This is a genomic window from Wolbachia endosymbiont (group B) of Villa cingulata, from assembly GCF_964028285.1.
In the GTDB taxonomy this organism is placed as follows: Bacteria; Pseudomonadota; Alphaproteobacteria; order Rickettsiales; family Anaplasmataceae; genus Wolbachia.
In genome coordinates, this window is record NZ_OZ034766.1 from 509,468 (window position 1) to 521,434 (window position 11,967).

The 11,967-nt window shown below is 32.6% G+C and carries 10 protein-coding genes and 1 pseudogene; 6 read left to right on the plus strand and 5 right to left on the minus strand.

What is annotated here, in order from left to right:
• Window positions 1-79: 79 nt before the first annotated feature.
• The 4 genes from hemC to pyrE all read left to right on the plus strand — a co-directional run bounded on the left by hemC (window position 80) and on the right by pyrE (window position 3,673).
• Window positions 80-958, plus strand: a complete 879-nt coding sequence (hemC, locus tag ABWU52_RS02635; protein ID WP_264683152.1) for a hydroxymethylbilane synthase — start codon at window positions 80-82, stop codon at window positions 956-958.
• Window positions 949-1,833: a UDP-N-acetylmuramate dehydrogenase gene (gene murB, locus ABWU52_RS02640; protein WP_353277451.1), complete on the plus strand. Its 885-nt coding sequence runs from the start codon at window positions 949-951 to the stop codon at window positions 1,831-1,833. Before hemC ends, murB begins: the two co-directional genes overlap by 10 nt.
• Before the next feature lie 68 nt (window positions 1,834-1,901).
• Window positions 1,902-3,086: a dicarboxylate/amino acid:cation symporter gene (locus ABWU52_RS02645; protein WP_353277453.1), complete on the plus strand. Its 1,185-nt coding sequence runs from the start codon at window positions 1,902-1,904 to the stop codon at window positions 3,084-3,086.
• Window positions 3,083-3,673, plus strand: a complete 591-nt coding sequence (gene pyrE / locus ABWU52_RS02650) for an orotate phosphoribosyltransferase (RefSeq protein ID WP_211908390.1) — start codon at window positions 3,083-3,085, stop codon at window positions 3,671-3,673. The genes ABWU52_RS02645 and pyrE overlap by 4 nt, the downstream gene beginning before the upstream one ends.
• A gap of 521 nt (window positions 3,674-4,194) precedes the next feature.
• On the opposite strand, the gene ABWU52_RS02655 is transcribed toward pyrE, so the two are convergent.
• Window positions 4,195-4,899: a hypothetical protein gene (locus ABWU52_RS02655; protein WP_353277455.1), complete on the minus strand. Its 705-nt coding sequence runs from the start codon at window positions 4,897-4,899 to the stop codon at window positions 4,195-4,197.
• A gap of 154 nt (window positions 4,900-5,053) precedes the next feature.
• On the opposite strand from ABWU52_RS02655, the gene ligA reads away from it, so the two are divergent.
• The gene (gene ligA, locus ABWU52_RS02660) at window positions 5,054-7,009 is read left to right on the plus strand and encodes an NAD-dependent DNA ligase LigA (protein WP_353277457.1); all 1,956 of its coding nucleotides are present in this window, start codon (window positions 5,054-5,056) and stop codon (window positions 7,007-7,009) included.
• Window positions 7,010-7,124: 115 nt separating this feature from the next.
• On the opposite strand, the gene ABWU52_RS02665 is transcribed toward ligA, so the two are convergent.
• Both ABWU52_RS02665 and ABWU52_RS02670 read right to left on the minus strand, forming a co-directional pair.
• Window positions 7,125-7,676, minus strand: a complete 552-nt coding sequence (locus ABWU52_RS02665) for a hypothetical protein (protein ID WP_353277459.1) — start codon at window positions 7,674-7,676, stop codon at window positions 7,125-7,127.
• Window positions 7,677-8,228, minus strand: a complete 552-nt coding sequence (locus ABWU52_RS02670; RefSeq protein ID WP_353277461.1) for a hypothetical protein — start codon at window positions 8,226-8,228, stop codon at window positions 7,677-7,679. It abuts the gene before it with no gap.
• A gap of 793 nt (window positions 8,229-9,021) precedes the next feature.
• Here ABWU52_RS02670 and ABWU52_RS02675 point away from each other — a divergent pair.
• Window positions 9,022-9,462, plus strand: coding sequence for a hypothetical protein (locus tag ABWU52_RS02675; RefSeq protein WP_353277463.1), 441 nt, complete (start codon window positions 9,022-9,024; stop codon window positions 9,460-9,462).
• Window positions 9,463-9,491: 29 nt separating this feature from the next.
• Here the strand turns inward: ABWU52_RS02675 and ABWU52_RS02680 are convergent.
• Together ABWU52_RS02680 and ABWU52_RS02685 are read right to left on the minus strand one after the other, a co-directional pair.
• A pseudogene (locus ABWU52_RS02680) lies at window positions 9,492-10,580 on the minus strand (IS481 family transposase).
• A gap of 279 nt (window positions 10,581-10,859) precedes the next feature.
• On the minus strand, window positions 10,860-11,684 hold the full coding sequence (locus ABWU52_RS02685) for a hypothetical protein (protein WP_353277465.1): 825 nt from the start codon (window positions 11,682-11,684) through the stop codon (window positions 10,860-10,862).
• Window positions 11,685-11,967 lie beyond the last annotated feature (283 nt).

Consider the following 11,967-nt stretch of genomic DNA (forward strand, 5'->3'; position numbering starts at 1 on the left):
TAATTATAAAGTATTCAATAACTAAACTGGAGATAATAAAAAATGGACATAGAATATAGACATATAATATGAAGGATATATGCTAGTTAAAATAGGTACGAGAGGAAGCGACCTTGCGATCATCCAAGCTTTGGAAGCAAAACAAAGATTATTAGAGTCTTTTCCTAATCTATCCGTTGAGATCATTAAAATCAAAACTTCTGGTGATAAATATGCTAATGTAACCCTTGCTGAAATAGGAGGTAAAGGACTGTTCCTCAGGGAGATTGAGGCTGAATTACTCAAAAATAATATAGATATGGCGGTTCATTCGCTAAAAGATGTACCTGCGTTTTTCTCGAAGGACTTAACAATTCCTTGTGTTTTAGAGAGGCTAAGTCCATGTGATGTATTTATTTCTCATAAATATAAGAGCCTAAAAACTTTGCCACAGCAGGCTACAATTGCAACTTCTTCAATAAGAAGAAAAGTTCAGCTGTTAAATCTCAGGCCAGACTTAAATGTAGTGCCACTGCGTGGAAATGTGACAACTAGACTGCAAAATCAGAATTTTGATGGAATGATTTTAGCTGAAGCAGGGCTGATAAGATTAAAAAAATATCACTTAATTACAGAGGTATTGCCACCAAAAGTCATGTTAAGCGCAGTAGGGCAGGGGGCAATTTGCATTCAATGCCGAAAGAATGATATAAAAGTTATCGATCTTTTAGAGAAAATTAATAATAATATGTCTTTTATAAGGGCAAAATCAGAGCGCAGTTTCATGAAGACAGTAAATGGTTCATGCTTTACACCGCTTGCAGCTTTAGCAGAATATGTGAGTGAAAACATGCTACATCTTTATTGTATGTTAGCGGGCGAGAGAGTTATATACTTTACTGAACGCACTTCGTTTGTAGAAGATGCAGAAAAAATGGGTATGGATGCAGGATTAGAGTTAAAATCAAAATGCTTATAAGCTTACCTAAAGTATGTGGAATCTACCGTTATAATGTTTCAATGTCTAAAATGACTTGGTTAAATGTTGGTGGCCAAGCTGATGTACTATTTAAACCACGTGACGTTGAAGATCTAATGTGCTTGATAAAAGATACTGAGTTACCAATTAGCATTATCGGTGCAACATCTAACATAATAGTGCAAGATAGTGGCATTCGAGGAATAACGGTGAAATTAGGCAAGGAATTTGCATATATAAAATGTAAAGATAATAACTCCATTGTTGCAGGTGGTGCTGCATTGCTTAGTAACCTTGCATACTTTGCCGGGGAACAGCAAATTAGTGGGCTTGAGTTTCTTGCTGGAATTCCAGGAACAGTTGGCGGTGGGATAGAGATGAATGCAGGTGCATATGGTAGTGATATTGCGAGTGTTGTAAAGTTTATAAGGGCAGTGAATCTAGAAGATGGAAATTTATATGAATTTTCCAGTGAAGAAATGGGATATTTTTATCGTGGACATAGTCTAAAAGGCAGGTGGATTTTTATTGAAGCTGAATTTAAAGGAGTAAGTTCAGAGTATGAGCTTATATTGCAAAGATTGAAAGAAGTTATTGATAAAAAAAATAAAAGTCAACCAGTAAGAGGAAAAACTGCTGGTTGTATATTCAAAAATCCAATAGGCTGCAAGGCATGGAAACTGATTGATGAGTCTGGCTGCCGAGGATTAAGTAACGGTAGAGCTAAAATTTCTAAGAAACATTGTAATTTTCTGCTCAATTACAATAACGCAACTGCATTCGACTTAGAAAACCTTGGCAACAGAGTAAAAGATGCAGTAAAAGATAAATTTAACATTGAACTTGAGTGGGAGATAAGAGTGTTAGGTAGATAGCTGCTGCTGATTATCTTAACTTAATTCCAAAAATTATTGTATAATATCATTTTGAGGTTTTATTTTCAATGCGCAAACTTGCAATATTCTTTTCTATACTATTTGCAGTTGTCGCTTACTATTTAAATAATGAAGTGATATTTGAAGTAGCAAAGCTATTTAGTGATATATTCATCAGTTTGTTGAAATTAATCAGTTTACCTTTGGTTTTTCTATCTATCGTGTCCACAATTTCAGGGCTTAAAGACTCAATTGAAATTAAAGTATTACTTAAGAAGACGCTGTTTTATACGCTGCTTACAACCATTATAGCTGCATTTGTTGCGCTATCTTTCTATTTATTTATAGATCCAGTAAGAAAAAATTTCATAAGTAACACAATAGAAAGTGTGAGTGACAGCAACCACAATTACTTTTCATACTTAAAATCACTCATTCCATCAAATTTTGTGCAAGTTTTTCTTGAAAATAACGTTATTGGCAGCATATTGATTGCTTTTTTGATGGGTGGAGCTATTATTTCGCTCTCAAAAGAAAAACAAGATATATTACACCAAATATTTTCTGCACTATTTGATACACTTCTTAGAATTGCTCAAGGGTTATTAAAGTTTATTCCTCTTGTTGTATGGTCTTTTATCACATGTTTTTTATACGAGTTAAAAGGTGGCAGCGAATTCCATAGTCTTTTTTGGTATTTTGCTTGCATAATGTCTGCAAATTTCGTGCAAGCATTTGTGATTTTGCCACTACTCATGTGGCATAAAGGTATATCACCAATTCAAACGATGAAAGGTGTTATGCCAGCACTTACACTTGCATTTTTTTCTAAATCATCCAGTGCAACGCTGCCTACAACTATAGAATGTGTGCAAAATCAGCTAAAGGTACCAAAGAAATTGTCATCTTTTATTCTACCAATATGCACAACAGTCAATATGAATGCGTGTGCTGCATTTATTTTAATCACAGTGATGTTTGTTGCAGAGATGAATGGGCACACATTTTCCTTAAGTGAGATGTTCATATGGATTTTTTTAGCTACAGGAGCTGCAATTGGTAACGCTGGAGTGCCGATGGGGTGCTATTTTATGGCAACTAGTTATTTGGTATCAATGAATGTTCCTTTGTACATTATGGGATTGATTTTGCCTATTTATACAATCATTGATATGTTTGAAACTGCAATAAATGTGTGGTCTGATATCTGTATAACACAGATAATTAATAAAGAATTTAAAACTCAAGAATGATATTAGATAATACAATAATAAAAGAATTTGAAGAGGCTGGTGCGATTTTGCACGGACATTTTGTACTCTCGTCAGGGCTGCACAGCAACACTTACATACAATGCGCTAAAATTTTTGAAAATCCAAGCAGAGCAATGAACGTTTGTGAGCTATTGGCGAATAAAATAAGAAAAGAGCTTATTGAACCCATAGATTTAATACTATCTCCTGCAATTGGTGGAATAATCGTGGGTTATGAGATTGGTAGACAGCTTGGAATCCGAACAATATTTTGCGAACGTGTTAATGGTAAATTTGAATTACGCCGTGGATTTGAGATTAAACAAGGTGAGAAGATATTACTAATTGAAGATGTGATTACCACAGGTAAATCTTCACTTGAAGCAGTAAAATGTGCAGAAGAGAAGGGAGGTAAAGTTGTTGCTGGAGCTTCTTTGATCAAGAGAAATAGTGAAACAAAACTACCTTTTCCTATCATATCTTTGATTGAACTAAATATCAAAAACTATAGCGAGGAAGAACTGCCAAGTGAATTAAAACAATTACCCATAATGAAACCTGGGAGTAGAGAATATTTAACAAAATAATTCTATATATGGCTAAAGTGATTCAGTAACTTTTACGTGTTATATGTTGATCTTTTTGCATCAAAGTTAGATATTACAGTTTATTTTCCTGTATTCGTTCAACAGAATGGTAAAATAAGATAGACAAATAAAGATATAAAGTAAAAACAATAATAGGTGTCATTCCGGTTTGTGACACTTGCTTTATGTAGTTTCATTGCAAACGTTGTTTTTATTATAATACCTCCTATGATTAGTTTGCTTGTGAGCACCAGTGTCTGGGCACTGGAATGAAAAGAAAAGGCTAATTGAATGACAGGAAAGGAAGTACTAAAAACAAATAGGTGTCATTCCAGCGCGTGACGCTGTAATCCAGAAAGGAACAATGGATCCCAGTGTCTGAGCACTGGGATGAAACCTTTTTGCTTCAATATTTTGCACAGTAGCTATGCAACTTAACAGATACTTTTCTCTTCATTTATCCTAAGGTTTTTATGGGTTAAAAAACCCATAAAAACCTTAATATAAAAACCCTGCTGTGATTAGAAATACACTAAATCTTGGTTTGTACATGTTTCATCTTGTGCAGCAAAAGACAATAATTTTGCGCTCTCAAGAAAACTTTTTGCACTAGCTTCTAAGATATTAGATTTTATTTCTGTAAGTTCACATTTAATCTGATCTATTTTCCCATTCAAATTTTTATGTGCATCTTCGATTAATTTATTCATTTCATCTTCTAAAAGTTTACTTACTTCTTTACTTTGTGCAGTGACAATATCGGCTATTTTGTCTGTGATTTCAGGTTTTATAAGGCTTTCAATTTTTTCTTCAGTGTATTTTTTTACTGCTTCTTCTACCTGAGTTTTTATTTCTGGCTTTAGCAGATCTGCAACTTCTGGTCCTACTTTTTTCACTGCTTTTTCAGCATTTGCTTCTACTGACTTTACTGTCTTATCAATTGAAGTCGATATTTTTTTTTCTATTTGATTAGCTTTTTCGGTAGCTATTTTGTTAGCTTTCTCTTCAGCTAAAGTTAGCATTTTTCCTTCTATTTTTTTTACTTCATCTTGAGCTGCTTTTCTAGCTTCTAGTTTTAAATCGTTACCCATTTGGGATATTACTTGATTCGCAGCTTCTTTTGCTGTTTTGCTTATACCAAGAATTTTATCAAACATTCCTGCACGATACACTTGAGAGCCGAAGTTTGATTCGTCAGCCAAATTTTTGTAATTGTATTCTTTCATAATGTACTCCTTAATTTAAAAACTATACTAACATTAATATACAAGTACAAAAATTATATTAATATTAGTATAGTTTTTCAGGGCAGTAGTATAAATTTATAGTACCTTTTGAAAAAATTCATGACTTGACGACAAAGAGCATTATATTGGTATCATGACTGACTTGGAAAAGATGAGAGAAAAACTGCAAAATCAAATTAATTATCATAATATCTTATATTATCAAAAAAGTAAGCCAGAGATAAGTGATGCTGAATATGATGAACTGAAAAAAAAGTTAGCTGCAATAGAGCCAGAAGCTTATGAAACACAAGATAGTGTTGGTGCTCCGCCTGATGAGAGATTTTCTAAGGTGGAACATCACGAACCTATGCTTTCTCTTGAGAATGCTTATGATGAGCAAGGTGTAGAAAAATTTTTGTCTAAAATAAAGAGATTTTTAATTGCAGATGAAATAGAAATACTATGTGAGCCAAAAATTGATGGATTGTCATTTTCTGCAATTTATGAAGATGGGAAATTTGTTAAAGCTGCAACTCGAGGTGACGGTTTTGTAGGAGAGGATGTTACTCACAATGTTGCAACAATAAAAGACTTTCCTAAGTTTTTACAAGATGTGCAAGGAAGACTAGAAGTAAGGGGTGAAATATATATCAGTAACAGCGACTTTTTAAAGTTAAATGAAAATAATGAATTCGCTAATCCTCGAAATGCAGCTGCTGGTTCTTTAAAGCAATTGAATGCGAACATTACAGCAAAAAGGCCTCTTAGATATTTTGCTTATTCTTTAATTGGTGGAATAGAGAAAAGTCAAAGTGAGATACTAGAAAAGCTTGAGAAATTTGGTTTTTGCGTAAATGAGCATCGTTCCTTAACAAGTAGTTTGAATGGAATGCTAAAGTTCTATAACGAGATCTATGATTGTCGTTATGACTTGGATTATGATATCGATGGTATAGTCTATAAAGTGAATGATTTGGTGCTACAAAGTCGTCTTGGAAGTACACACAAAGCGCCACGCTCAGCACTTGCATATAAGTTTTCTGCGATTTATGCGAAGACAAAGTTAAATAAAATATTTATACAGGTGGGTAGAACGGGGGTTTTAACTCCAGTTGCAGATTTAGTACCAGTCAATATTGGTGGAGTATTAGTTAGCAGAGCAAGTCTACATAACCAAGATGAGATAAAACGTAAAGATATAAGAGAGGGAGATGTTGTAACAATTAAAAGGGCTGGGGATGTAATTCCTCAAATTGTCAAAGTAGATGAAGGTTCTCGTCATACAAATATGCCTGAATTTGTTTTTCCTGACATATGTCCTGAATGTGGTAGTAAAGTGCAGATTGAAGGAGTGGCAGTAAGATGTCCTGAAGAATTTAATTGCAAGGCTCAAATAGTAGAAAAACTAAAACATTTTGTGTCAAAAGATGCATTTGACATTGTTGGCCTTGGTGAAAAACAAATAAAGTTTTTTTATGATCTTAGCCTAATAAGACAAATTCCAGACATTTTTATTTTAGAGGAAAGATTAAAAGAGTTTTCCTTAAAAGAGCATCATGGTTGGGGCGAGAAGTCAATAGCTAATCTATTAAGTGCTATACAAAACAGAAGAGTAATCACTCTAGATAGGTTCATATTTTCTTTGGGTATCAGATTTATCGGCCAAGTTGCAGCAGAATTGCTCGCAAATTATTATGTATCTTATGGTAACTGGTATAATTCGATGTCATCAAATGATGTTGAGTTGGTAGGTATAGATGGTATAGGAGAAAAAGTAGCTGAATCTTTAAAATCGTTTTTTTCTCAGGAACGTAACATTAAAATGTTAAATGACCTTACTGCATATCTGCAAATTCTTCCCGTGAGCTCCAACTCTAGCGATTCTTTTTTGAATAACAAAATTATAGTGTTTACTGGTAAGCTACGTGCTATGAGCAGAGGGGAGGCAAAAGTAAGAGCTAAAGTTTTAGGGGCAAAGATCAGTTCAAGCCTTTCTACTAAAACTGACTATTTAATTGCAGGAGAAGATCCAGGTTCAAAATATAAAAAAGCAATGGAATTGGGTGTGGAAGTTTTAGATGAAGAACAGTGGAACAAATTGTGCTAAACACAACTTAATCTGACGGGAATGAATTAACTGATAGAAGAATTGAAAACTAATATCAGACTCTTATTTAATACAAATGTTTATAAATTGAACACTCCCTGCTCTTTATAAACATTTATGCAACAAAGCCAGTTAAATAGCTAAGCACCCCTCTAATATATGATTTCTCTTTAACTTTTTCTAAATATGGACTAGGTAATTCTTCCTTATCTACAAATTCGAAATCATCTTTCTCAAGAAACAACTCATGTATTATTTGTGCTAGTATCATAAAGTCTTTCTTTTTAGGGAACTGAACAAAGCCTGGATATTGCTCATCATGTGCAGTTTTTTCATAAACAGATTGAATGAAAGTAGATATTCTTTTTTCTAATTTTCTCAAATTTTCTACCAATTGCTTTTCCCCTAGTAAAGGTATTTGAAGCTTTTTTTGCTTTAATACCTCCTTTTCTGATATGTGACCAGAATCGTTAATAAACTTACGTGTTATTTGCTCTAACCTTTCCAAGTCTATTTCTGTATTATAATAAGAAAGAGCTGGATAATTTTCATCTTGGAACAGCTTATTATGATAATCAGAAGCTTCAATAAACTTATTTACTATTTCTTTTAATTCTTGTAAAGCATTTAGCTTTTGATTGAAATCAAGATATTTTTTCAACTCCATCTACCACTCATATTTAGCAGATTTTTCTTGTTTTTCTATTTTATTTTCTAGCTCTTCTACTACTTTGCTATCTGCAAATGCTTTTATATATGTTCCTCGAATAACAGGACAAAAAGTTTGAGAGAATCGTCTGTGACATATATACTCAATAGTCTGAAAACACTCATTTTTTATCGAGTATGTTAGTATATTAACTAAACTCTTTAAAAGAACTTGCTGCCCTTCCGGATTGTTTTTTATATTCTTTTCAACTAAGTTCAACATTTTTTTTATCAGTCGTTTATTATCAATTAATGAGACTATAGCCAAAATTGTTTCGATCTGCCCTACTTTTCTACTAATGATCTGATTAAGATTTTTTTCATTGAGCTTGGCAATATCATTGCTTACAAGTGTAAAGGCATTTTTATATATTTCCCGAATAATTAAGAATTGTGAATCAGGGTACTCGCGCCTATTTCTAGTAGGTTTTTGTGTAAAATGTTCGTATAGGTTTGTAACAATTGAAACATCTGGTTTATTTATAGCTTCCCTTAAAGAAAGAACTAACATTTTCTTTAAGTTAGCTTGTTTATCTATATCAATTAAAAGTCTAGGATCACTTTCTACAGCTAATATCTTTTTCCACCATAAAGTTATAACTTTTTTATTAGAATAATATAGCTTAATTGTTAACTATATCTGTGAGAAAATCAAGAATTATGTATTTTTTTATATTTTATATAGGATTATTAATATTCACTTTAGTTTCAGAAACATACTGTAAATTAGAATCATAAAAATCTTGAATGTTCATTTTTCCAAAAATGCAAAAAAAGTACCTACCTTTGTGAAAACAAGCCTATAAAAATATGGTTGTGGAAATGGAAGCTTAAAATCATTGCAACAAAGTTAGGCAAATTGGTTCATATGTAAATTTAGTGAAAGTAAACCAATATAACTGATTTCATGGTATAGAAAAATCACTATATTGAAAAGTTTATATGGTACACCAATTGATTCTAAAAAAAATGTTTTCACACTAACTGGTTTTGGGTGCTGGAAGTGACCAAATTACTGAGGTTGTTTAATACTGAATGAGTATAAATTTATTTCCTTCTACTAATCGTACATGGCCCAGAGTGGACAAATGGGAAGATTATACTATTAAAGATCTATAATATTAGAGCTCTGCCTAAAAAGTAAATCCATTAACTTTTATTCCACAACTTTGCAGTATTACTTATTTAATGATGAGATAAGAATTACGTGCTAATAAATAATAAAAGTTAATATAATAATAGAAATATTGATATATTAACAATATTATTATACTCTTGATATAGTTAAGTAATTAAGAGAAATTATGAGTATTGTATTGTTTTATAAGAAGTTTAATGACCATGATTTAGGTGATGATAAAAATTCTTTGAGAAAAAAGTTCAACGAAATAATTAAAGATTTAAAGGAGAACAACAGTACAAGCCAAGGGAATATAAAATTAATAAAAGGTGATGGGAATATTGAATATTCTCGAGCTAAATTAAGTGATAGTAACAGATTATTATTTACAAGTATAAAGCATAACAACAAAGATGCTTTTGTTATTTTAGAAGTAATTCTGAATCATGATTATCATAAGTCTAGATTTTTAACAAATAGAGAGAAAATAAAAAACATAGAAGTAACAAGTGAAGAAGTTCCTGATACAGTGGAGATTGAAGATGTTCCACAAGTTAGTTGTCTCGGTAAATTTATTACTTTTAGTGCAAAGCAGGAAGATATAGTTGAAAGGGTTGGAGTGTAATAGTTTAGACTTAATCTGACAAGCATGAATTATCTGACAGAAGAATCGACGAAGTCAAAACCGATATCAGAATCTGCTTTAATGTTATCAATATTTTTTTGGTAAGCAATATGCATACTGTCAAAAAAGGTCTGCATAGGAGTCTTACCGTAGCAATACTTACCAGAATGAGGTCTAGCTCTATTGTAAGAATGCAACTAATGATCAACATCTAACTGAAGCTCTTCCAAAGTACTATAAATCTTTTTCCTAAAGATAATATTGTAACATTCGTCTTGCATAGTTCTATGAAGCCTTTCACATATACCATTAGTCTGTGGAGAATAAGCTTTGGTTCTAGAGTGATCAATATTTTCTATTCCCAAATATAGCTGGTACGCATGATTCCCTGGTTTGCCACAATACTCCGTACCTCTATCGGTTAAAATGCGTAGCAATGGAACTTTCTGTTCATCAAAAAATGGTATAACTCTATCATTGAGAAGATCTGCAGCTGTTATGGCAGTTTTCTCCGTATAAAGCTTAGCGAAGGCCACTCTAGAGTAGGTATCAATAAAAGTTTGTTGATAAATTCGTCCAATACATTTGATATTGCCTACATAATAGGTATCTTGACTACCTAAGTATCCAGGGTGTTGTGTCTCAATTTCGCCATGTGCCTCTTTTTGTTCCTTAGCTTTTTCTAAAGCAGTAACTTGCTCCTCTGTCAAAATTATACCATCTTGTACTACCTTCGCTTCCAGCGCTTTCAATCTCTTTTTAAAATTTTCAAGATCGTTTCTTTGCCATATTGATCTTATCCCGCTAGCAGATATTAGAATTCCTCTCTTTTTCAGTTCATTTGCTGCTCTTTCTTGTCCATATGCTGGAAATTCTATTGCTATTTCAACTACTGCTTTTTCTATATTCTCTGATACTCTATTTGCATATAATGGCTTACTTTTACTTATCTCATGTAATCCCTCTTCTCCTCCTGTTTCATATAGTTCTTTGAATCGGTAAAATGTATCTCTCGAATATCCCATCACTTTACATGCCTGCGATACATTCCCTAATTGTTTTGCAAGTTCTAGCAATCCTAACTTTGGTTTTAATATTTTTTCTTGTGTTGTACTCATATCTGACACTCCTTTAAAATTTGTTTATATTTTTATCTTACTCTATTCGCTTGTCAGATTAAGTCTAAACTATTACAGCTTCCAATGACCGCTTTTCAGCTGACATGTGATGCTGCAGAAGAAAAGTTCATCATACTCCAAAAATCATAAGCATAGGAATGACTTTTTTAGAAATTATCTTAAGTTATTAACTTAATAGGGTTTTCCCAACAAAAAAATACAAAAGGAAGGTAAAAGGTGGCCCTACCTCCGCTTGACTGTAGGGCTTTTGTTATCAAGCTAGCTCTTTCCAGGTACTTGTTGTTGGTTAGCTATTCCTAAGGGAGGTTCATCTAACTTAAGCACTGAATATGTAGTGCCACCAGCAATAACTCCTATTACTAACGCAGCTGCTACAGCTATACCAACTATAGCCAATATTGATAATTCAACACCGATAACACCGCATCCAATACCCACTGTCAGTGCAGTTATAACACCACAAACACTACCTGTTATCATTGCTTTACTACGTGATTGAGCATTTTCTATCTCTTGTAAAAGATCTATCTTACTTCCAATATAAAATTGGTCCCATAAATGAAAACTAATCAATTTAAGATTTGGAAAGTTATCACTTTTTAATAATGCTTTTGCACCTTGAAGATCAATAAAGTTACATTCTAAATTAAGCGTAGTAAGATTTTTAAGGTTCTCGCTCTTAGCTAAAGCCTCTGCTCCTTTGTTACCGATCTTGTTCCATTTTAAATTAAGCGTAGTAAGATTTTTAAGGTTCTCACTCTTAGCTAAAGCCTCTGCTCCTTCTTTACCAAGCTCATTATCTTCTAAATTAAGCGTAGTAAGACTTTTAAGGTTCTCGCTCTTAGCTAAAGCCTCTGCTCCTTCTTTACCGATCTTGTTCCATTCTAAATTAAGCGTAGTAAGATTTTTAAGGTTCTCGCTCTTAGCTAAAGCCTCTGCTCCTTCTTTACCAATACCACAACAGCTGAGAGAAAGTTGTGTAATATTTTTTTTCTCTTGCAAAAAGCTTAGCAATTTCTTGATATCTACTCTTTGATTCTCCAACAATAATTCGTTGTCATTAACATGCTTATTGAAATTCATTTCTATATCTCCTTATACTTCATTAGTTATTATATTAGCAAATATTTTAATGATTATCAATTATGTTAACAAACTAATAAAAGATTGTAGAAAACACCACACTCCGTAGCGTTACAAAAAATTTGATCGTTTACTTTTTATAAAAAACACAAAAAAAGATCGTATATTTGTGAGAATAATTTAAACAAAAGCGGCGTTGTGTAAATAAAAACGTGAAATTGTTACAGCAAAGTTAGGCAATTTGGTTCGTATGTAAATGTGGTAAAAGTAGGCTAATATAGCT

Coding starts and splice junctions, on each gene's coding strand:
- ABWU52_RS02685 (WP_353277465.1), bottom strand. CDS start 11,684: ATGAATTTCAATAAGCATGTTAATGACAACGAATTATTGTTGGAGAAT.
- hemC (WP_264683152.1), top strand. CDS start 80: ATGCTAGTTAAAATAGGTACGAGAGGAAGCGACCTTGCGATCATCCAA.
- murB (WP_353277451.1), top strand. CDS start 949: ATGCTTATAAGCTTACCTAAAGTATGTGGAATCTACCGTTATAATGTT.
- ABWU52_RS02675 (WP_353277463.1), top strand. CDS start 9,022: ATGAGTATTGTATTGTTTTATAAGAAGTTTAATGACCATGATTTAGGT.
- ABWU52_RS02665 (WP_353277459.1), bottom strand. CDS start 7,676: ATGGAGTTGAAAAAATATCTTGATTTCAATCAAAAGCTAAATGCTTTA.
- ABWU52_RS02655 (WP_353277455.1), bottom strand. CDS start 4,899: ATGAAAGAATACAATTACAAAAATTTGGCTGACGAATCAAACTTCGGC.
- ABWU52_RS02670 (WP_353277461.1), bottom strand. CDS start 8,228: ATGTTAGTTCTTTCTTTAAGGGAAGCTATAAATAAACCAGATGTTTCA.
- ligA (WP_353277457.1), top strand. CDS start 5,054: ATGACTGACTTGGAAAAGATGAGAGAAAAACTGCAAAATCAAATTAAT.
- pyrE (WP_211908390.1), top strand. CDS start 3,083: ATGATATTAGATAATACAATAATAAAAGAATTTGAAGAGGCTGGTGCG.
- ABWU52_RS02645 (WP_353277453.1), top strand. CDS start 1,902: ATGCGCAAACTTGCAATATTCTTTTCTATACTATTTGCAGTTGTCGCT.